The 20235-nt window shown below is 68.3% G+C and carries 21 protein-coding genes, 1 pseudogene and 1 riboswitch; of the genes and pseudogenes, 9 read left to right on the top strand and 13 right to left on the bottom strand.

All coding sequences use genetic code 11. From position 1 onward, the window contains the following. Window positions 1-46 precede the first annotated feature (46 nt). The 3 genes from ACFQ4H_RS21970 to ACFQ4H_RS21960 form a co-directional block, all read right to left on the bottom strand. Window positions 47-877, bottom strand: a complete 831-nt coding sequence (locus ACFQ4H_RS21970; protein ID WP_377573240.1) for a MetQ/NlpA family ABC transporter substrate-binding protein — start codon at window positions 875-877, stop codon at window positions 47-49. A 98-nt stretch (window positions 878-975) separates the two neighbouring features. After that, window positions 976-1632, bottom strand: coding sequence for a methionine ABC transporter permease (locus ACFQ4H_RS21965; protein WP_377573238.1), 657 nt, complete (start codon window positions 1630-1632; stop codon window positions 976-978). Beyond that, window positions 1629-2609: a methionine ABC transporter ATP-binding protein gene (locus ACFQ4H_RS21960; protein WP_377573235.1), complete on the bottom strand. Its 981-nt coding sequence runs from the start codon at window positions 2607-2609 to the stop codon at window positions 1629-1631. The genes ACFQ4H_RS21965 and ACFQ4H_RS21960 overlap by 4 nt, the downstream gene beginning before the upstream one ends. Before the next feature lie 364 nt (window positions 2610-2973). Between ACFQ4H_RS21960 and ACFQ4H_RS21955 the strand changes: the two genes are divergently transcribed. Further along, on the top strand, window positions 2974-3750 hold the full coding sequence (locus ACFQ4H_RS21955) for a hypothetical protein (RefSeq protein ID WP_377573233.1): 777 nt from the start codon (window positions 2974-2976) through the stop codon (window positions 3748-3750). Beyond that, window positions 3747-4112 carry a winged helix-turn-helix domain-containing protein gene (locus ACFQ4H_RS21950; RefSeq protein WP_377573230.1) on the top strand — a complete coding sequence of 122 codons (366 nt, stop codon included), beginning with the start codon at window positions 3747-3749 and terminating at the stop codon, window positions 4110-4112. Before ACFQ4H_RS21955 ends, ACFQ4H_RS21950 begins: the two co-directional genes overlap by 4 nt. 181 nt (window positions 4113-4293) lie before the next feature. Here the strand turns inward: ACFQ4H_RS21950 and ACFQ4H_RS21945 are convergent, their stop codons facing one another. The 3 genes from ACFQ4H_RS21945 to ACFQ4H_RS21935 form a co-directional block, all read right to left on the bottom strand. Further along, window positions 4294-5214, bottom strand: coding sequence for a hypothetical protein (locus ACFQ4H_RS21945; RefSeq protein ID WP_377573228.1), 921 nt, complete (start codon window positions 5212-5214; stop codon window positions 4294-4296). Window positions 5215-5502: 288 nt separating this feature from the next. Then, a complete protein-coding gene (smpB, locus tag ACFQ4H_RS21940) occupies window positions 5503-5988 on the bottom strand; it encodes an SsrA-binding protein SmpB (protein WP_377573225.1) in 486 nt (161 codons plus the stop codon). 108 nt (window positions 5989-6096) lie between these two features. Beyond that, entirely contained in the window at window positions 6097-8484 is a 2388-nt protein-coding gene (locus ACFQ4H_RS21935; protein ID WP_377573222.1) for an AAA family ATPase, read from the bottom strand. 111 nt (window positions 8485-8595) lie between these two features. Here ACFQ4H_RS21935 and ACFQ4H_RS21930 point away from each other — a divergent pair, with 111 nt between their 5' ends. Next, a complete protein-coding gene (locus ACFQ4H_RS21930) occupies window positions 8596-11451 on the top strand; it encodes an alpha/beta fold hydrolase (RefSeq protein ID WP_377573219.1) in 2856 nt (951 codons plus the stop codon). Next, a complete protein-coding gene (locus tag ACFQ4H_RS21925; RefSeq protein ID WP_377573216.1) occupies window positions 11451-12362 on the top strand; it encodes an ABC transporter permease in 912 nt (303 codons plus the stop codon). Before ACFQ4H_RS21930 ends, ACFQ4H_RS21925 begins: the two co-directional genes overlap by 1 nt. A gap of 129 nt (window positions 12363-12491) precedes the next feature. On the opposite strand, the gene ACFQ4H_RS21920 is transcribed toward ACFQ4H_RS21925, so the two are convergent. The 3 genes from ACFQ4H_RS21920 to ACFQ4H_RS21910 all read right to left on the bottom strand — a co-directional run bounded on the left by ACFQ4H_RS21920 (window position 12492) and on the right by ACFQ4H_RS21910 (window position 14351). After that, window positions 12492-12953 carry a hypothetical protein gene (locus ACFQ4H_RS21920; RefSeq protein WP_377573213.1) on the bottom strand — a complete coding sequence of 154 codons (462 nt, stop codon included), beginning with the start codon at window positions 12951-12953 and terminating at the stop codon, window positions 12492-12494. A 193-nt stretch (window positions 12954-13146) separates the two neighbouring features. Beyond that, the gene (locus ACFQ4H_RS21915; protein WP_377573210.1) at window positions 13147-13581 is read right to left on the bottom strand and encodes a hypothetical protein; all 435 of its coding nucleotides are present in this window, start codon (window positions 13579-13581) and stop codon (window positions 13147-13149) included. 242 nt (window positions 13582-13823) lie between these two features. Continuing rightward, window positions 13824-14351 carry a GNAT family N-acetyltransferase gene (locus tag ACFQ4H_RS21910; RefSeq protein WP_377573207.1) on the bottom strand — a complete coding sequence of 176 codons (528 nt, stop codon included), beginning with the start codon at window positions 14349-14351 and terminating at the stop codon, window positions 13824-13826. A gap of 723 nt (window positions 14352-15074) precedes the next feature. Between ACFQ4H_RS21910 and ACFQ4H_RS21905 the strand changes: the two are divergent. Together ACFQ4H_RS21905 and ACFQ4H_RS21900 are read left to right on the top strand one after the other, a co-directional pair. Next, window positions 15075-15203, top strand: a pseudogene (locus ACFQ4H_RS21905) (DUF5753 domain-containing protein); the annotation flags it as partial. A gap of 12 nt (window positions 15204-15215) precedes the next feature. After that, window positions 15216-15425 (top strand): DUF397 domain-containing protein, encoded by a 210-nt coding sequence (locus ACFQ4H_RS21900; RefSeq protein WP_377573204.1) that lies wholly within the window; start codon window positions 15216-15218, stop codon window positions 15423-15425. A 485-nt stretch (window positions 15426-15910) separates the two neighbouring features. On the opposite strand, the gene ACFQ4H_RS21895 is transcribed toward ACFQ4H_RS21900, so the two are convergent. The 3 genes from ACFQ4H_RS21895 to ACFQ4H_RS21885 are packed head-to-tail and all read right to left on the bottom strand — an operon-like array spanning window position 15911 to window position 17466. Continuing rightward, window positions 15911-16495 (bottom strand): hypothetical protein, encoded by a 585-nt coding sequence (locus ACFQ4H_RS21895; RefSeq protein ID WP_377573201.1) that lies wholly within the window; start codon window positions 16493-16495, stop codon window positions 15911-15913. A 56-nt stretch (window positions 16496-16551) separates the two neighbouring features. Beyond that, the gene (locus ACFQ4H_RS21890; RefSeq protein ID WP_377573199.1) at window positions 16552-17190 is read right to left on the bottom strand and encodes a hypothetical protein; all 639 of its coding nucleotides are present in this window, start codon (window positions 17188-17190) and stop codon (window positions 16552-16554) included. Between the two features lie 15 nt (window positions 17191-17205). After that, complete coding sequence (locus ACFQ4H_RS21885) at window positions 17206-17466, bottom strand: hypothetical protein (RefSeq protein WP_377573196.1); 261 nt, start codon at window positions 17464-17466, stop codon at window positions 17206-17208. A 243-nt stretch (window positions 17467-17709) separates the two neighbouring features. On the opposite strand from ACFQ4H_RS21885, the gene ACFQ4H_RS21880 reads away from it, so the two are divergent. Beyond that, on the top strand, window positions 17710-18042 hold the full coding sequence (locus tag ACFQ4H_RS21880; RefSeq protein WP_377573193.1) for a putative quinol monooxygenase: 333 nt from the start codon (window positions 17710-17712) through the stop codon (window positions 18040-18042). A 13-nt stretch (window positions 18043-18055) separates the two neighbouring features. Here the strand turns inward: ACFQ4H_RS21880 and ACFQ4H_RS21875 are convergent, their stop codons facing one another. Beyond that, the gene (locus tag ACFQ4H_RS21875) at window positions 18056-18505 is read right to left on the bottom strand and encodes a MarR family winged helix-turn-helix transcriptional regulator (protein ID WP_377573191.1); all 450 of its coding nucleotides are present in this window, start codon (window positions 18503-18505) and stop codon (window positions 18056-18058) included. A 156-nt stretch (window positions 18506-18661) separates the two neighbouring features. Here ACFQ4H_RS21875 and ACFQ4H_RS21870 point away from each other — a divergent pair, with 156 nt between their 5' ends. After that, complete coding sequence (locus tag ACFQ4H_RS21870; protein WP_377573188.1) at window positions 18662-19183, top strand: hypothetical protein; 522 nt, start codon at window positions 18662-18664, stop codon at window positions 19181-19183. Window positions 19184-19219: 36 nt separating this feature from the next. Next, window positions 19220-19978 (top strand): SDR family NAD(P)-dependent oxidoreductase, encoded by a 759-nt coding sequence (locus ACFQ4H_RS21865; protein ID WP_377573185.1) that lies wholly within the window; start codon window positions 19220-19222, stop codon window positions 19976-19978. A 110-nt stretch (window positions 19979-20088) separates the two neighbouring features. Beyond that, a riboswitch (SAM riboswitch) is annotated at window positions 20089-20224 on the top strand. Window positions 20225-20235 lie beyond the last annotated feature (11 nt).

The raw sequence follows: 20235 nt of genomic DNA, 5'->3' as shown, positions 1-20235 counted from the left end.
GGCCCCTTCTCAGCGCTTTCCGCCTTGGAAGGGGCCCGTTCTGACCTCAGAATGCAGCGAGCACCGAGCCCTGGTAGGTGTCCTCGATGAACTTCTTCACCTCGGGCGAGTGGAGCAGTTCCTCCAGCTTCGCCACCCGTGGGTCGCTCTCCCCACCGGTACGCACGACGAGCAGGTTCGCGTACGGGTTGTCCTTCGCGTTTTCCAGCGCCAGCGCGTCGGTGGCCGGCTTGAGGCCGGTCTCGATCGCGTAGTTGCCGTTGATCACTGCCAACGCGGCGTCGTCCAGGCTGCGCGGCAGCTGTGCCGCCTCCAGCTCCTTGATCTGGAGCTGCTTGGGGTTGTCGACGATGTCCCGGGTGGTGGCGGTGACCCCGGCGCCGTCCCGGAGCTTGATCAGACCGTTGGCGGCCAGCAGGTTCAGCGCCCGGCCGGAGTTGGACGGGTCGTTGGGGATGGCGACGACCGCCTTGGCCGGTACGTCGGCGATGCTCTTGACCTTCCGCGAGTACGCGCCCAGCGGCTCGAGGTGCACCGGCTTGAGCGCGGTGAACTTGTAGCCCTTGGCCGCCTTCTCCTCGTCCAGGTACGGCACGTGCTGGAAGTAGTTGACGTCGATCTGCTTCTCCGCCAGGGCCCGGTTGGGCTGCACGTAGTCGGTGAACTCGACGATGTCGATCTTGAGCCCGGCGTTGGCGGCCAGGTTGTCCCGGACGTACTTGATGATCTCGCCGTGCGGGGTCGGGCTGACCCCGATCTTCAGTGCGGCGTCCGGTGGGGTGGCGGTGCCGGTGTCATCGGACGAGTCCGACCCACACGCCGCCAGGCCCAGGACGAGCGCAGCAGCGGCGAGCGTGGCGGTTAGGGCGCGTCGCACGATTCTTGCCTTTCTGTTCTTCCGCCCGTGGTGGGTTCCATGGGCGTCGTCTGGTTGTGCAGCTGTGGATTGCGGTGTCACCGGTCGGCGGGACGCCGTCATCGGTGGGAGAGTCGCCGGACGATGAGGTCGCCCAGCATCTGGATGACCTGCACGAAGATCACCAGCAGTACGACGGTGGCGATCATGATGTCGTCCTCGAACCGCTGGTAGCCGTAGCGCAGGGCGAGGTCGCCGAGGCCACCGCCACCGACCACGCCGGCCATCGCGGAGTAGCCGACCAACGCGACGATCGTGATGGTCAACCCGGCCACCAACCCGGGCCGGGCCTCGCGGAGCAGGACCTTGAAGATGATCTGCCAGCGGGACGCGCCCATCGCCCGGGCTGCGGCGATCACGTCCCGGTCGACCTCGCGGATCGCGGTCTCGGCGATCCGGGCGTAGAACGGGATGGCGCTCACGGTCAACGGCACGATCGCGGCCGTCGTGCCGATGGTCGTACCGACCACCGCCCGGGTGAACGGGATGATCGCCACCAGCAGGATGATGAACGGCAGGGACCGGCCGATGTTGACGACGAGGCCGAGGAGTGCGTTCACCGGTCGGGCCGGCAGCAGGCCGCCCCGGTCGGTCAGGACCAGCAGTACGCCGATCAGCAGCCCGCCGACGGCGGCCAGCGCGGCGGAGACGGCCACCATGTACGCCGTCTCCTCCAACGCCTGCCCGAGCAGCGGTACGAGATCCGGCGAGATCATCGCGCCACCTCCACGGTCAGACCGGCGTCCCGCAGGTGTCGCAGCGCGTCCCCGTGCCGGTCGACACTGCCGGGCAACGCCAGCCGTAGCCGGCCGGCCCGGGTCCCGGCCAGCGGCTCGACCGCCCCACCGAGGATGCGGACGTCCAGGTCGTACCGGCGGCTGAGGGTGGAGACGAACGACTCGTCGGTGGTGCCGGTCAGGGTGACGTCCAGGACCGTCGTGTCGGGCAGTTCCGGTACGGGACCGAGCGGGAACAGGTCCCGGGCGAGTTCCGAGCCGGGGCGGGCGATCAACTCGTTCACCGGACCGGCCTCGACGATCCGTCCGTCCCGCATGATCGCGACCGAGTCGCAGAGCCGCTTCACCACGTCCATCTCGTGGGTGATCAACAGGATGGTCAGGCCGAGTCGCTGGTTGAGTTCGCGCAGCAGGGCCAGGGTGGCCGAGGTGGTCTCCGGGTCCAGTGCCGAGGTGGCCTCGTCGGAGAGCAGCACCCGGGGTTGGCCGGCGAGGGCGCGGGCGATGCCCACCCGCTGCTTCTGCCCGCCGGACAACTGGGCCGGGTAGGCGTTGGCCCGGTCGCCGAGGCCGACCAGGTCGAGCAGTTCGGCCACCCGACCGGCCCGCTCCCGGCGTGGCACGCCCATCACCTCCAGCGCGAACGCCACGTTGCCGGCCGCCGTACGGGAGCTGAGCAGGGCGAAGTGCTGGTGGATCATCCCGATCCGCTGGCGAGCCGTACGTAGCTGGTCCTCGCGCAGAGCGGTCAACTCCATCCCGTCGACCGTGACCGTGCCGGCGTCGGGGCGCTCCAGCAGGTTGACGCAGCGCAGCAGGGTGCTCTTCCCGGCACCGCTACGCCCGACGACACCGAAGACCTCCCCATCACGTACAGTGAGGTCCACCCCGTCGACCGCGGTCACGTCGCGGCCACGGCTGTGGAAGGTCTTTCGGAGACCTTCGATGCGGATCACGGGTGGGTCCTTCTCGGCGGGGGAGGGGGCGTCGAGCGCGCCGACCGATCTCTCCGCTGACTGACCGGTGGTTCGGCCAGGTCAGGAGAAATCAGATATTGGCGATAGCTTTAGTAGGTTAATCGCCCTCCTGGCTGATGGCACGACAAGGTGAGTCGAAACACTTTCTGGTCGACCGGTCCGACCGGCGGTCGGGCGCGACCGGCTTCGTACACATGTTCCATTCACAGGCTGTGGATATCCGACCTGCCGAGAATCTGGTGATCGACGACGCCGACTGGATGGTGCCATTGTGCAAAATGGTTTGCGATGCAAAACTATTGGCCTCACAGTGGCAGTGCGTCGTCCAAGACCGGAGGCAACCGTGTCCGACCAGACGAACACCCCGTCGAACAACCCCACCGCCTCGGAGCTACTGGCATCAGTGGACGCCCTGCGGCGTGATGCCCGTACCGCCCGACACGCCTACTGGTTTCCGCTGCTGCTGTTCGGCCTGCTCACGGTCATCGCGGCACCGCTTTACGTCGAGTCGGTGGACCCTGCCCCCATGCGGGTACCTCGGGAGAACCACATTTTGACCGGCCTCGGCGGGCAGTTCCTCGAACACTCGGCGTCTCTCGGCTGGTACTGGCTGGTGGCGCTCATCGGCGGCTACGTGGCCAGCCTCGGGTTCTACCGGTTCCACGCACGACGGGTGGGGGTGCAGACGCCGACCCGGGGCTACCTCATCGCCGGCATCGTGGGTATCCCGCTGGGCCTCACGCTGCCGATTATGCTGGACTTCCTGCTGCTCAACGCCGCGACGTCGGTGTCGGAGGCGACCAGTTGGCTGACCGGACGGCTGCTGAGCATCAGCGATCGTGGGATGTTCCCCCATCTGATCATCGTGGTGGGTCTGGTGGTCCTGGCCCGATTGGAGCGCAGTCGCGGGTTGTCGATCGTGGTCGCGGGCTACGCTGCCGCCGTGCTTCTCGTGAACGGCTACTTCTTCCTCGCGGACTTCGGGTCGGGCGGACTGAACCGGTTCGGGTTCATGGTGGCCGCCCTGCTGCCGGCTCCGGTGCTCCTCGTCGGTGGTGCCGTCGCCCTCGGTTGGGCGAGGAACAACAACCTCGGTCGGGCGCGGAACCAGAAAGCGTGAACGACAACGAGCAGGCCGGCGGCCCGAGCGGTACGGCGTACCCGACGAACGGGCTCGACGACACCGTCCACCAGCGTCACCGGCTCGGCATCCTCACCATCGCGGCGGAGACCGAACGCGTGGAGGTTGCCTACCTCCGGGAAGCCCTCGAACTGACCGCCGGCAACCTCTCCCGGCACCTTGCCGTGTTGGAGGAGGCGGAGCTGATCCAGGTCGAAAAGGGCTATCACGGGCGTCGGCCGAAGACCTGGATCAGGATCACGCCGCGGGGGCAGAGCGCCCTCACCGCGGAGATCGACGCGCTACGGGAACTCGTCCAGCGCCATCAGCAGCAGAGCCGTGCGACCGGCCCGGCTGACTGACCGTCGACCTGACCACCGTGGTGTGGCGGCTCCGGCTGCTGAGCGGCGGCCAGCCGCTGCGGCGGGCTAGACGAGGCGAGGCGATCCGGCCAGCAAGAAGATCGCGGTGACCTGGCCGGCCAGGGCCGAACCAGATCACCGCGATGCAGGAGGCTGGGCGAGGATCAGCTCACCTGAGTGGTCAGTTCACCGGGACGTTCTTGATGATCGTGGGGAATTGCTCGCCCTCGGCGAATCCGACGTACCCACCGGCGAAGACGGTGTCGCTGCGTGGGTCGGTGGCCAGGTCCTTGATGCTCATGCCGTAGGGGTTGTCGACCGCCGGGAAGGCGACCTCGCTCCACTGGCCGTTGGTGAGCCGGTAGAACTGGTAGTAGGTGCCGACCCAGAGGGTGCCGGCCCCGTACGCGACGCCGTGGACGTACTTCGTGATGCCGGGCATCTGCTCGTGGACCCAGGCCGTCCCGTTGAAGCGCAGGTAGCCGGGGGCGGTGGTGGTACCGAAGACGTAGAGGTTGTTTGCGGAAACCGCAGCCATCTCATGGAAGTAGCCGGTGTAGCTGGCCGGCAGGGTGCCCTGAGTCCAGGTCGACCCGTTCCACCGGTACGCCACCTTGGTCCGCGACGAAGTCGACTGGTAGCCCAGCAGCCAGAAGTTGTTGGTCGCGGTGCCCACCATGACATCAGGCTGGATCGTCGGCATGGTCACCGCCTGCCAGGTGGTGCCGTTGAAGCGGAAACCTTTGCCCTGGATCGTGTCGAAGGCCCAGATGTCGTTGGCGGCGAAGGCACGGACAATTCCGATCGGATACTGGCTACCCGCCGCCGTATTCGACCAGGCGGTTCCGTTCCAGTGCCAGCGTTGCGGAACATCCTGCGAGTCGAACACGAAGAAATTGGTGCAGGAAACGCCACCGATTGCGGAATACCTTTCGCTGGTGGGAATATTCGGTTGCGGAATCTGCGCCAGTGTCGAACCATTCCAGCAGCGGATGCCAGCCTGGTATTCGTCCGCGAACAGGACGTCGCCGGAAAGGGTCGGCTCGACATAGTCGTAGGCGTTGGGCTTGGGTTGCGTCGGTGCTGGACCGACCTCCGCCACCTGCCAGGTCCCGGGTTGCAGGGCCTGGATGGTGGGGGTTCCGGCAGCGTGGGCGGGAATCGAGAAAGAGGCTAGTCCGACGAGGAGGCTGCCGGCGGTTGCCAGGCGACCCCAGTTTTTCAGTCGCAAAATGCTTCCCCTCTTTTGCGCAGGCCACGGAGACCTGTCCCAACAGGTCTTGTTGTGGCGGATCCCCCGTGGCCCGGTGTTTTCTCGGGCTACTCAAAATCCTAATCGGACGATGATCGAGATACCAGGGTTGACATTTGGCGGCGACCACTCCGCTTTTCAGCGACTGCGCGGAACACCTTTCAGGCGGCGACCCATCTCGCGGGCGATCTCCCGGTTCGCGTCCCGCTCGGCCAGCACCTGTCGCTTGTCGAAGCTGCGCCTACCCCGGGCCAGGCCGATCTCGACCTTCGCCCAGCCGTTGTCGAAGTACAGCGACAGCGGCACCAGGGCCAGGCCCGGCTCCCGGATCTTGGCCAGGATCCGGTCGATCTCACTGCGGTGCAGCAGCAGCTTGCGGGTCCTCCGGGGCGTGTGGTTCGTCCAGGTGCCGTAGGCGTACTCGGCGATGTGCAGGCCGTACAGCAGCAGTTCGCCGTCGACTTCCTGGGCGAACGCGTCCACCAGTGAGGCGCGGCCGGCCCGCAGCGACTTGACCTCGGTGCCGCGCAGCACGAGGCCCGCCTCGTACGTGCGCAGGATCTCGTAGTCGTGCCGCGCCCGCTTGTTCGAGGCGATGACCTGCCGGCCGGTCCGGGAACGCATGTCGCCAAACATAGCCGCCATCCGGGGAACCCGTGCGCCACTGCACCCGGGCGGTCGTCAGGCCGACGGCCGTGGGGGGCCGACGGTCGCGGGCGGTCGCGGCTTGACCTAGCCCGCTGCGGCACCCCCGGCGGCCCGCTGTTCGGCGTACGCCGCCAACCAGGCGACCTGGACCGGATCGAGGGACGGCCGGACCCGTTGCCGGGCCACCGCCACATGGGCCGAGGTGACCGTGGACGCCTCCAGCGACTCGCGCATCGCGGCCAACGCCGACTCCCGGACCAGCGCTGCGCAGTCGGCGGCCGAGAAGCCGTCCAGCGACTCGGCCAGCGCCGGCAGGTCCACATCCTCGGCCAGCGGCACCGAACGGGACGCGGCACGCAGGATCTCGCCCCGGGCGTCCGCGTCCGGCGGCGGTACATAGACCAGCCGTTCCAGCCGGCCGGGCCGCAGCAGGGCCGGGTCGACCAGGTCCGGCCGGTTGGTCGCCCCGATCACGACCACGTTACGCAGGGCCTCGACCCCGTCCAACTCGGTGAGCAGGGCGGCGACCACCCGGTCGGTGGTGCCGCCGTCGCTGGCCTGGCCGCGTACCGGCGCGAGGGCGTCCACCTCGTCCAGGAAGATCAGCGTCGGGGCGGCCTCCCGGGCCCGGCGGAACAGTTCGCGTACCGCCCGCTCGCTCTCCCCGACCCACTTCGACAGCAGCTCGGCACCCTTGACCGAGAGCACGTTCGCCCGGCCGGTGCCGGCCAGCGCGGTCACCAGGAAGGTCTTGCCGCAACCGGGCGGGCCGTAGAGCAGCACGCCACGCGGTGGCTGCACGCCGAGCCGGGCGAACGTGTCCGGGTAGGTCAGCGGCCAGAGCACCGACTCGGTCAGCACCTCCTTGACCGCCACCATGTCACCGACGTCGTCGAGCGTGACGGTGGCGATCTCCAACGTGGACGACGCCATCGACGTGGGGCGGACGACCTCGAGGGCCGCCGTGAAGTCCGCCATCGCCACCAGGGGAGCGGAGGCCGACTTCTGGCGCAGCGCCGCCCGTACCCCGGCCTCGCGGACCAGCGCGGCCAGGTCGGCGGCGACGAACCCGGGCGTACGACCAGCCACCTCGTCCAACCGCACGTCCTCGGCCAGCGGCATCTCCCGGGTCAGTACGGCCAACTGCTCGCGCCGCAGCGCCGGGTCGGGCAGCGGTACGACGATCTCCACCGACAGCAGGTCGGGGGAGCGCAGTGACGGGTCGACGGATTCCGGACGGCTGGTCGTACAGACCACGGCCGTGCCGGCGCGTACCGCCTCGGCCAGCGTCTGTCGGAACACGGTGGCCACCGGGCCGGGCTGCTCGCGAGGGGCCAGCGCCTCGACGTCCGAGATCAGCAGTACGGCCGGCCCGGAACGCCGGGCCGCCTCGGCGGCTTCCCGGAGCCGGCGTGCGGCGGAGTCGTTGGTCAACGCCGCGACCTCCGGCGCCCACAGTGTCTCGACCCGGGCCTGGACCGTCCCGGCCACCGCCCGGACCAGGGCGGACTTGCCCGATCCGGCCGGACCGGTGATCAGTACCCCCAGGGAGATGGTGGTACCCAGGCGGGCCAGCACCTCCCGGTGGTGGAAACCGAGGTCGAGCAGTTCGGTCAGTTCGTGTGCCTGTGCCTTCAGGCCGGGCAGGTCCTCCAGACTGGGCACCGGTTCGACCCGGGACCCCGGTTCGACCCCGGATCCCGCTGCGCCGCTGGTCCCTGTTGCGGTACCGGGTCCGGCCTGGGCGCCGGAGCCGGCCGTTGCGCCAGTAGCGGGGAGTCCGGTAGATCCGATGCTCGGCTCTACCGCGGCTCCGACCCCGGGAGCGACCGTGGCCCCGATCGTCGCCCGCGCCGGGTTGGCCGGACGTACCTCGGAACCGGTGGACCCGTGGGTGACCTGACCGTCGAGCCAGCCCACGACGGTGTCCATGGTGACCAGCGCGGCATCGGCCGGTTCGGCGGTGGCGACGGTGAGCAGGGTGCTGGTCCAGGCGTAGCCGAGCCGGTTGGACAGGCTCCGCCTGGCCGCCTCGACCAGCGTCCGGACGGCTGCGTCCGGCAGGACGTCCTGCGGCAGCAGGGACACGTCGTCGCCGGTGGTGACCATCTTGCCCAGCAGGGCGAGGCGCAGCATCTCCGGTGAGACGACAGCGGTGATCTCCGCCGGACCGGTCAACAGCACGCGTCGGGCGGCGACCACGGGTGCCGCAGCGATCGTCACCTGACCACCGTCGCGTACGCCGAGGTTGCCGAGGGTCAGATCGTCGGCGTAGAGCAGGGCGCGACTGGCGGTGGTCTCGGCCAGTGCCGCGATCCCGGCGGTGACCCGGCGGCCGGTCAGACGTACCGGGGCTCCCGGACGCAGTCCCAACGCGGCCAGCACCTCCGGGTGCAGCCGGACGATGCCCCGGCGGGCGTCCAGCGCGGCCGGCCGCAAGCTTACGGTGAGAGTGAGATCGGGATCCGCCACGACGCCGAGCGTATCCGTCCGGCCCGCCCTTTCTGACCGGGCAGCGACGTGCCTTGCCGGCGTACGGCGGATCTCAGGCAATCCTCAGGATCCGGGCCGTAACGTGATCGCATGCCTTCCCCGCTGTCGGCGCGGCTTCGCCGTGCCCTGCCCCGGCCGACCCGGCGACGAGTCGTCACCGCCTCGGTGGTGACCGCCCTGCTAGCCGGGGCCGTCGTCTGGGCGGTGTGGCCCGAGCGCAAGAGCTTCCGGGTCCAGGAACAGACGATCACCGTACGGTCCGGTCCGGCCGGTGACCAGCCGGTCGACCTGGACACCGCCTTCTACCTACCGGACAGTGCCTCCGCCGGGCGCCCCGTACCGGCGGTGCTGCTGGCCCACGGGTTCGGCGGGACGAAGGAGACGGTACGGTCCGACGCCGAGGACCTGGCCGGGCTGGGGTACGCGGTGCTGACGTACACCGCCCGGGGGTTCGGTCGCAGTGGTGGCCAGATCCACCTGGACAACCCGGACTACGAGGTACGGGACGCGTCCCGACTGCTCGACTGGCTGGCTGCCCGGCCGGACATCCGTACCGATGCGGCCGGTGACCCCCGGGTGGGTGTGGTCGGCAGCTCGTACGGCGGTGGCCTGGCCCTGATGCTGGCGGCCCAGGACCCCCGGGTCGACGCGATCGTCCCGATGGTCACCTGGAACGACCTGCCGCGAGCGTTCCTGCCCGAGTCGACGGGCAGGTCCCCGGTCGACGGGGTGTTCAAGAAGGGCTGGGCCGGCATCTTCTTCGGCAACGGCAGCAGCGTCGGCGGTCCGGGCATCCCCGGCGGTGCCGGTGAGCAGGGGGCCGCTGCCGGTCCGGAGTCGGCTGGCGGCCCCGGCCAGCCCGCCGGCCCGAGTGGGCAGGTGCCCGGTCGGGCCGCACTCGATCCGGCCTGTGGCCGGTTCGCGGCCGATGTCTGCGCGGCGTACCTGGAGATCGCCGCGACCGGGCGGGCCAACGAGAAGGCGGTGGAGTTGCTGCGCCGGTCCAGCCCGGCCAGCGTGCTTGGCAGGATCAAGGCGCCGACGCTGCTGGTCCAGGGTACGGCGGACACCCTGTTCCCGCTGGCCGAGGCGGAGGCGAACGCCCGGGGCATCGCCGCCAACGGCACCCCGGTTCGGGTCGCCTGGTTCACCGGCGGTCATGACGGCGGCTCCGGCCCGGACACCGATCAGGACCGGCTGAAGTTCCTCACCGCCCAGTGGCTGAACCACTACGTCAAGGGTGAGGGGGCGGCCCCGGAGAACAGTTTCACCTGGTCGCGGATTGCCGGTTTCGACGCGATGGACCGGGGGCTGGTGGCCACCGGCTACAGCACCGCCGACTATCCGGGGCTGGGTGGTCAGGCCACCGAGTCGGTGCGGGTGGCCGGGCCACCGCAGCGGATCGCCAACCCGGCGGGTGGCAATCCGGCGGCGATCTCGTCGCTGCCGCTGGCCGGTGGGTTCTCCTCGCTGCTTGAAGGGGTGGCCGGTGACCTGCCCGGCCAGCACGCCCGGTTCGAGTCCGAGCCGTTGGCCGAGGCGGTGGACGTGGCCGGCTCACCGACCGTGTCGATCCGGGCCGCGTCGCCGACCGGCGAGGCGGTGCTCTTCGTCAAGCTCTACGACGTGGACCCGAACGGCCCGGCGGCACTGTCCAACGGCCTGGTCGCCCCGGTACGCCTCACCGGCCTGCCCACCGATCTCGACGCCGCCCAGTCGGTGAAGGTGACCCTGCCGGCGATCGTGCGCCGGATCGAGGCCGGCCACCGGCTGCGGATCGTGGTCGCCTCCTCCGACCAGGGCTTCGCCACCCCGAACGAGCCGACCGTCTACTCGGTGGCGGTCGGTGACGAGCCGGTGGCGCTGCCCACGGTCACCGGTGAGCCGATCCCGACCACCGCCGCAGTGTGGCGCTGGGTGCTGGCCGGTCTGCTGGCCACCATCGTGGTCGGGCTCGTCGTGGTCATCCTGGTGGTCCGTCGCCGGCACCGTCGCCACGACACCTCGGTGACCGCCGAGTACGCCGACACTCCGCTGGTCGTACGGCAACTGCGCAAGGAGTACGCGGACGGCTTCGTCGCCGTCTCCAACGTGGACTTCACGGTGGAACGTGGCCAGGTCGTCGGCCTGCTCGGGCCGAACGGTGCCGGTAAGACCACCACCCTGCGGGTGCTGATGGGGCTGACCCAGCCGACCGCCGGGGAGATCTACGTCTTCGGTCACCGGCTGGTCCCCGGCTCGCCGGTGCTGTCCCGGATCGGGGCGCTGGTGGAGGGGCCCGGGTTCCTGCCACACCTGAGCGGTCTGGAGAACCTGCGGTCGTACTGGCGGGCCACCGGGCGACCGCTGGCCGACGCGCACTTCGACGAGGCGTTGGAGATCGCCGGCCTGGGTGACTCGGTACACCGCAAGATCCGGACGTACAGCCACGGCATGCGGCAACGGCTGGCCATCGCACAGGCCATGCTCGGCCTGCCGGAACTGCTGGTGCTCGACGAACCGACGGACGGGCTCGACCCGCCCCAGATCGCCGAGATGCGCCGGGTGCTCAAGCGGTACGCCACCGACGGCCGGGCGGTGCTGGTCTCCAGCCACCTGCTGGCCGAGGTGGAGCAGACCTGTACGCACGCCGTCGTGGTCAACAAGGGCACGATCGTGGCCTCCGGCCCGGTCGAGGAGATCGTCGGCGAATCGCCGAGCGTGCTGTTCGACGTGACCGACCCGGTCGCCGCCCGGGACGTGCTGGACCGGCTGGAGGGCGTACGGGTGCTGCCGGACGGGGACGGCGGGCTGGTCGTGGACACCAACGGCACCGCCCGCAGCGAGGTGGTGGCCGAGCTGGTCCGGGCCGGTGTCGGGGTGGACCGGGTGGTGCCACGACGCCGCCTGGAGGACGCGTTCCTCGCCCTCGTCGGCGAGAACTCACGGGGAAGCGGGGACCGCTGATGTCAACTGCCGCAGCCAAGTCGACCGGCCGGTCCGGCCCGACTGACCCGCTGGTGGCGGCCGGTGCCGCCCCCGGCTACCGCCCCTCGGCGACCCTGCCGGTCCTGGCGGAGTTCCGACGGCAGGCGTCGCGTCGTCGTACGCAGTTGGCGCTGGGCTTCATGGTGCTGCTACCGCTGATCATCCTGATCGCGTTCCAGTTCCCACAGGACGACAACGACCGTAACGGTGGTGGCGAGTTCTCCAGCCTGATCGACCTGGCCACCACCGGAGGGCTCAACTTCACCCTCTTCACCATCTTCGTGTCAGCGTCGTTCCTGCTGGTCGTCGTGGTGGCGTTGTTCTGCGGGGACACCGTGGCCAGCGAGGCGAGTTGGGGCAGCCTGCGCTACCTCTTGGCGGTCCCGGTGCCCCGGGCCCGGCTGCTGGCGGTGAAACTGATCGTCGCGCTGGCGTACTCCGCGTTGGCCCTGCTGTTGCTGGCCGGCACCGCACTGCTGGCCGGCACGCTCCGGTACGGCTGGGAACCGTTGAGCAGTACGGTGGCCGCCCAGATTCCGGCCGGTGACGGGCTGTTGCGGCTGCTGGCGGTGCTCGGCTATCTGGCGGTGGTACTGCTGACGGTGGCCGGCCTGGCGTTCCTGCTGTCGGTGCTGACGGATGCGGCGCTGGGCGCGGTCGGCGGGGCGGTGCTGCTGTGGATCCTGTCCAGCATCCTCAACCAGATCGAAGCGCTCGGCGTGGTGCGTGAGTTCCTTCCGACGCACTACAGCAACGCCTGGCTGGGCCTGCTCTCGACGCCGATGCAGACGGACGACATAGTGCGGGGCTGTATCTCGGCGATCTGCTACGCCACGCTGTTCTGGTCGCTGGCCTTCTGGCGGTTCACCCGCAAGGACGTCGTCTCCTAGCCCCGAAGATCCCCGTGATCAGGGAGTACGTCCGGCATGTCGCCGGCTCGTTCACGATTCACCTTCCCTGATCACGGGGATCATTGCGCCTGACACGGGGATCATGGCACCTGCCTTGGGGGGCGACGATCAGCCGCAGTTGCCCCAGGTGTACCGGCCGTTCATGGCGTAGTCCGAGCTGGTGGTGATGGCACCGTCGTACTTGACGCACTTGCCGCTCGCCGACACCCGCACCGCGGCGTAGTAGTTGTAGTAGCCCTGGTCGCGTTTCCAGTCACTGGCACCCTGTACGTACACCCGGGCGTCCATGCTGTTACCCGTACCGAGGAACTTCGTCTTGACGGTGGTGACGCAGTTGTCGCCGGTCGCCCTGTTGTACATCAGGTAGACGTCGCCCCATTTCGCGCCGGAGTATTCGGCCGTCAACGTCCGGTGGCCGTCGGACGTCCGACTCCAGGTGCCGCCGAACTCGGTCGAGCAGGCCGCCTCCGGCGTGTACGGCGTGGCCGCCTGCGCCGGTGCACTGACCGGCAGCGCCAACATCAGGGCCGATGCGCTGACGATTCCCAGCCGTCGTACAAGCTTCTTCACGTAGTCCGCGCCCTTTCCATGTCAAGGAACATTGCCGATAAAGTGCAATGTGGAGCGTGAATCAGCGTACGTGGAAGCGTCGTTCTGATGATCATGGTCGGCTGACTCTTGAGTCTTTCTTGAGCCGGTGTTCGGCGAGGTGGCGTGGAGCGGCCCGGCACTCGGAAGTGCCGGGCCGCTCCCTCAGACGCCGTTATCCGCAGCGAACCCAGACCTTCGCCGACGCGTCGTAGACGCACGCCTGGTACAGGAGCGTGCTGTCCTCGTAGTAGTTCTTGTTGCACACGCCCCACTTGCCGTTGCCCAGGCCGTTGCGGCAGCCACCCTGGCGGTAGAGCGTGCCGTTGCGGTAGTTGCCCCAGTGGGCGACGGCAGATGCGCTGTCAGCGGCGGTGTCCTTCACCCACCACTTGTCGCCGTTGGCCTGGAAACAGACGGTGGCCCCGGTGACCGCGCGGCAGGGAAGCCCCGACGGTGGCGTCCCCGCCTCGGCGGTGTTCCACTCGTACGTCACCATCGGCTGGATGTCCGGCGCCGATGCGGCTGCCGAGGCAGGTGCCGACGTCAATGCGCCGACGGTCAGTGTTGCTGCGGCGACTGCGGCGAGCGCCTTCAGTGCTCGTTTCATGGAGTTGGTTTCCTCTCTGTGGCGGTAAGGCCCAGCTCAGATTGGCCGGCTCCACGCCCAGCATGTCCATCGCAACGTTATTGCGTCAATGAGCATCAATATTCTATTTCTGTCGCATTGATTACTCATTACGCATCGTGGCGGCATCGAAGGCATCCCGTGCTGATTGGTCACCGTTTGTTGAGCCCGAGTGCGGACCTACGGCTGGCAGCCGCTTCGGTCGAAGCGGACGCTGACCGGGCTCAGTCCTCAGCCGCCGTGTTCAGCGCCTGGAACAAGAGGTGGTCCTGCCACCTTCCGGCGATGCGGAGGTAGGAGGGAGCCATGCCGATACGGACGAACCCGTTACGTTCGAGCACCCGCTGGGACCGATGGTTGTGCAGCAGGATGTCGGCTTGGATCCGGTGGAGTCCCAGCTCCTCGAAGGCCACCCGTTTGATCTCGCGTACCGCGGCGGTCGCGACGCCACGGCCGTTGTGCGCAGCCGCGACCCAGTAGCCGACGTGGCACGACTGGACCGAGCCGCGCACGATGCCGTTGAGCGCGATGCCGCCCACCACCTGCCCGGATTCGTCGAGAATGACGTGCGGAAGGGTCATCCCGAACGCGTGACGGTCGAGGGCGTCCTGAATGTCGGAGCGTTGACCGGCGACGGTGAAGTAGCTGTCGGGTCGGCTCGGCTCCCAGGGGGCGAGGAAGTCACGGTTGACCTGTAGCAGCTCCGCCAGGATCGGTGCGTCGTCGGGAGTGACGAGTCGGGTAGAGACCATTCGCAGAATTCTGGCAGGGGTGGCTCGGCTCAGAAAGCTCTGAGGCCGAGTGCGGCGACAGCGCTGGCAAGGGTAGGTGCGCTGGCGAAGTGTCGCAGAGTGCTGTCCCGCTTGTGGACGAACAGAAGGCAGTCAACGTGTTCGAAGCGGACGCTGACCGACTGCCCGACGTGATGGCGGATCAGCGGCACGGGGTCCTCGACGAGTGGAGCTGGTTGCGGGGTCTGCAGCACCGGGACGGCCTGGCCAAAGTCGGCGGGAACGGCAGAGTCCACCCTCGCCGTTGGCGTAGGGCATGGTGGGTATTTCGTCGCCGGGGAGGTCGTAGCGGATGTCCCAGACCAGGCCGCCATGGTTACGCTGTCGGGCTTCGACCACGAGGTCCAGACAGAGCAGGTCGGCCAGTTGACACAAACGGCTCAGCTCCGCGTCGAGGTCACGGGCTGCCGGCCGCATCATGTTGCCGAGCCAGATCCGCCACGGAAACCAGCAGTACCTGCCGAAGGCTTCGGCCTCCAGCCGCCACCGCTCGGTTGCGGGCAGATCCGGTGTCCAGTTCCGAGGTAGGGAAATGTTGAACTTGGCTATCCGCTGGCCGGGTAGCGCATGTCCCACCAGGTCGCCACCCGTACCACTGTTGCCAGATAGGCCAGCAGCCGCTTCGGGGACGACGCCACTTCCGATGTCGTCTATGTCGAGGACTACACCGACGCCAACTATCTCGACCGCTCTGACGATGTCCGGGCGTACACTCGCCTCTGGAGCAGACTCCAGGCCGCCGCCCTGGGGCCGGTAGAGTCGCGCCACCTGATCCTCGGCCTGGCCGACGAGATCGAGCGGCGACAGAGATGACGAGGGCCAAGCATGACCACCCCAGACCTCACCGACGCGGCATGGCGGAAGTCCAGCCGCAGCGATGCGAACGGGGGTGCGTGCGTCGAGGTGGCTGACCTGCGCGCCGGGGTTGCCGTCCGAGACAGCAAGGACCCGTCCGGGCCGGTGCTCGCCTTCACTCCGACCGGCTGGCACGCCTTCATCGCCGGTACGAAGGACGGAAACTTCAACCTCGCCTGACCGGCGCAGCCAGGCTAGACGAGTAGTTCCGAAATCTGGCCGGTTCCCGGCGGTCAGGGAAGGCCGCCGTAGAGGCTGTCGAGTTGCCTCGTCCACGCTCCCGCCTTTCACCCCGGTCTACCCCGGCACCTGGCGGGCGCTCTCGCGGATGGACATCGCCCTGGACAAGGAACTCCCGAGACGACGCACGCCGGTGCCAGCAGCCCACCCCGGTGTCGACCCCGTAGCGGTCGGCCACCTCGTGCGAATCCTGACCACCGATGGCGCAACGGCTTGCCCCGCCTGTGCGCCCAGCTCGACAGCCAGCAGACCTCCTCGCCCCCGGCATCGGCGGCGGAAACAACAACAGTTACGCGACACCCGACGAGTAGTCACGAAACCCGGCCAGTGGCCGTCGACGGCCACGTCCAGGTTCTGCATCACAACACGATCCTGGACACCCTCCCCATGCCCGAACATCGACCTCTGACTTCGGAACTACTCGTCTAGAAGCGATTGCGGTAGGCGGCGATGGCTTCACCCGCCTTCTTGAGCAGGGACGCCGAGTCGTCGATGTGCTGGCGTGCTCCGGCCAGGCGCCCGTCAGTACGGCCGACAACTACTGGTCGACCACCAGCGAGGACGGCCAGAATGGCGTTCTGACTTTCCCGCATCTCGATCGTGACCGCCTTCAGCTTGTTGGTGGCCCGATCGACCTGCTCGATGACCTGCCCGAGCCCGGCGACGACCTGGCCTACGAGGCTTGACTGTCCGCCGGGTAGAGCCGTTGCAGATTGCCGCTTACCTCGCCGGCCACCACTGCGCTTGATGCGGTGCCGCCCAGCCGTGGGGCTTGTCGCTGCTATCTGGGCTGGCTGCTGGTCTCGTCGTTCTCTGAAATGGTCGACGGAGGCGGCAATGAAGCCCTTGCCTGCCACCCCCAGCACACCGCCAAAGATGGCCCCGGTGATCACGGAAGCGGTTACCGGTAACCCCCAACTGCTGATGCCCAGGCCGGTCAGGGCACCGAGTGCCCCACTAACCTGCTGAAGCAACGTGCCGCTGCCCTCTTTGAGCGTCTCGAATCCCACTCGCCGTACGAACGGCCGCTCGGTGTTTCTCCGGCGTCGGTTGCCCTTCCGCCAGGTCATGGGGATGTCACGGGGTCGAGGAATGCGCAGCTCGTGGCAATCATGAGCGGAACGTGTATGGAAACGTCGCGCGCGACCTGCTGGGGAGTCATCTCCGAAGGCTCGTCGCCGTCTTTGACGTTTTCAGCATCGTCTGCATACAGGACGCAGGATTGCCAGAGGTCCGAGTCACGGAACGAGAAGGACCACAACCCGTATACATCCACGGGGACGCCGAGGATGGGTTGGTTGGCGAAGCCGATGCGGTGGAGGTGAGGTTCCTCGGCGGTCGAGCCGAGGCCCTGGCCGAGGGGCAGGAGCTTGTGGCGACGGAAGACCGGCTCCAGATCGCCGTACGGGTCGAACTCGACCAGCAGCCCGCGCTGAAGCAGGTCGTCCACGATCTCGGCGGCCCGAGGCTCCGGCTTTGGTGCAGTCTGCAACAACCGGATCAGTGACTCCCGACTGACCTTCAGCTTCGCGTGCGACTCTGCGTCGATGAAGGCAGCCGCCCACACCGCTGCATCGGTCTCGGTCAGCTCCAGCAGGTCGTCACCGAGGTGGATCTCGTAGCACTCCGGTGTCGGGTCCGGCGGTCGGACGTACCGGAAACGTGGGCCCATCGAGAGTCCGACGGGCACGATGACAGACGACATGGCGTACCCCTCGGGTCAGAAACCGGCGACGTAGTTCCTGGTGGCGCCCACCGCGCCCCGCGCGAGCGTCGCGGCCTCGTGCAGCTTTTCCCTCACCTGCCCCAGTCGGGCCAACGCCTCGGCGACCTGGCTGTGGCTTGTGCCGGTGGTGATCGCACGCAGCAGCGCCGTCGTCTGGTTCACCGACTCGACAACCGCCAAGATCTGTGCAACTTGCTGCTCGGTTCTTTCCCCAAACTGAGCCACGCCCGCTTTGATCTCTTCCACGGTTGCCATCGGTTGCGGTCCTCCCCACTGGCTACGAAGGCACCTGAATGCTGACGGTACTGGATTGAGTGCTTTCCGTCAGCCTTCAATGTGGCCAGGTTGGTGGGGTGTTGTCACGCTCAGCTCGACCGCCTGCCGAACGACGTCAGATGCCGTGTCTGGGCGGGGCGCAAGAGCAGGTCGGGTCGGGCCGGGGCTCGCGGTAGCGTGATCACATAATCAGCACGTCATGAGCCGTCTGGGAGAGCTGAAATGATCTTCATTACCGCGAAGTTCCGGATCCTGCCCGAGTACGCGGAACAGTGGCCGCAGATCGCCGACGAGTTCACGAAGGCGACCCGTGCCGAGCCGGGCTGCCTGTGGTTCGACTGGTCGCGCAGCGTCGAGGACCCCACCGAGTACGTGCTGGTCGAGGCCTTCCGGGACGATGCGGCCGGGGCCGCGCACGTGCGGTCCGAGCACTTCAGGAAGGCGCAGGAGACCCTTCCTCCGCACCTGGTCGAGACGCCGAAGATCGTCAACACGACGGTCGGGCAGGACGACTGGTCCCTGCTCGGTGAGATGGCCGTACCCGAGCGGAGCTGAGCCCGTACCTTCGTCAGTCCTGGTCGGCGGAGAGCGTGGTCAGGTTGATCCTGACCCGGTCCAGCGTGGCGACGAGTTGTCGCCGCTCGGCGGGGTCGAGCCCGGTGGTGGCGGTGTCGGCCAGTCTGCGCCACACCGCCTCCACCTGTGGAACCGCTGCCAGTCCCTTTTCGGTGAGCTTGATGCGGACGGCCCGCCGGTCGCCCGGCACCGGCTCCCGGGTGAACCAGTCGCCCGGTTCGAGCCGGGCGAGAGTTCGGGTGACGGTCGGTTGTTCGATGCCGAGGCGCTCGGCGATCTCGCTCACAAGTAGCCCGGTCGGTTCCTGCCCGAGGGTCCACAGGACCACGTCCTGACCGGGGTGCAGTCCCAGGTCCGCCAGCAGTGCCGCCTGTGCTCCGCGGTAGAGCTTGGCCGTCTTGACGAGGGCCTTGTTCGTGGCGACGACCTCCGCGAAGTCCATCCGATGAGTTTAGTACTCCAGCCGCAGATATTGATCTTGATGACTGTTTCTGCTGGCGGCAGGATGAGCTGATCGCCCACGGCTCCCTCGGGTGGGGGATGCCGGTACCTCCCGGCGGGGAGGTGCCGGTCGGGCCCACGCGCCAGAGTCGCGGGCATGAATCTGATGAAACCGTCGTCGGCGGCGTGGGCTGGGGCGCTGGCACTGGTGCCCTACGCGGTGATGAAGACCTACTGGGCATTCGGCGGTACGGCCGGGCGGCCCGCGGGTGACCTCGCGGCGCAGTTCGAGCGGAACGGTGCTCCCGAACTGCTGGTCTGGATGGAGCGGCACGGACTCGACTTCACCGTAATGGGGGCGCTGGGGGGAGCGCTGTTGCTGATGGGGCTGGTCCGGCCGTGGGGGATGAGGGTTCCCCGGTGGGTGCTGCTGGTTCCCGGTTGGGCGGGTGCGGTGTCCCTCACTCCGTACGGGATCGGCACCGTGATCGCCGCAACGCTCGGCATCTCGGTCGGCACCACCGAAGGCTGGTCACCGTGGGTGGGGATGGTCGGGGGCGTCGCGTTTGCCGGACTCGGCGGTGCATTGGCGATCTCAAGCTGGTCCTATCAGCGGCGGTCCCAAGCGGAGGCTGTCGTATCGGGAGTGGTTGACAGGCCGTCCGAGGGTAATGCATAGTCGGCTAATAGTTAGCCGACTAAGGAAAGGTTTTCGGTGGAGACGTATCTCAAGGGCAGGGTGGCGTTCGTCAGCGGCGGATCGGGTGCGATCGGGCGGGCCATCGCCGTCGGGCTCGCCGCCGAAGGAGCTGCCGTCGCCGTGTCCTGGCACTCAGGTCGAGACCGGGCGCAGGAGGTGGTCGACGCCATTTCACAGGCGGGCGGGCGAGCGGTTGCGGTCCAGCTGGACCAGCAGGATCGTTCGGCCGGGCTGGCCGCCCTCGACCGGGTACGACAGGAACTTGGCCCGGTGTCCGTACTGGTGGCCAATGCCGTCCAGTGGCCCTCCCGGGATCTCGACGAGGTCGAGGGCCTGGCCGCGTCACTGGCCACCAACACCGTCGGCACGGCAGCCCTGATCGACGCCGTACTGCCCGACATGCGGGCCGCCGGCTGGGGTCGTGTCGTCATCGTCTCCACCGACATCGTGGAGCAGCCGATGGCCGGCCCGCTCAGCTACGCCGTCGCGAAGGGCGGGCTGGAGACCGCAGCCCGGGTCCTCGCGGTCCGGGAGGCACGACACGGCATCCTCACCAACGTCGTACGGCCCGGTTTCACCCTCACCGATCGGGCTCTTACCACGCCCTTCCTCGGTCAGAAGGCGGTGGACAGCGAGTCGGCGAAGACTCCCACCGGGCGGATCTGCACGCCGGAGGACGTCGCCTCGGCAGTGGTCTACCTGGGCTCCGGCGCCAACGGGCACGTCAACGGGCAGGTGCTCTCCGTCGCCGGCGGCCGGGAACTCGTCCGCTGACGGCGGCGGTGGGGATCTTGGGGAATGGGTCACACCCTGGCCAGTACGTGGGACACCGTTCCAGGGAAGCCGGCGGTGGGTCGTAGACTCGGCCCGACACACAACTGAATACCTCATCCAGAGGGGCTGAGGGATACGGCCCGATGACGCCCCGGCAACCACCTTGCGGACTCGATGATCGAGGCCAGGCGAGGCAGGTGCCAAATCCGTCCCCGTCGCATGGTGCGACGTTGGGAAAGATGAGAGGACGGCCTCGA

Source organism: Micromonospora sonneratiae, from assembly GCF_042679305.1.
Lineage (GTDB): Bacteria > Actinomycetota > Actinomycetes > Mycobacteriales > Micromonosporaceae > Micromonospora_H > Micromonospora_H sonneratiae.
The sequence above is the reverse complement of the archived record's forward strand: the minus strand, read 5'-3'. Positions and strand labels throughout refer to the sequence as shown.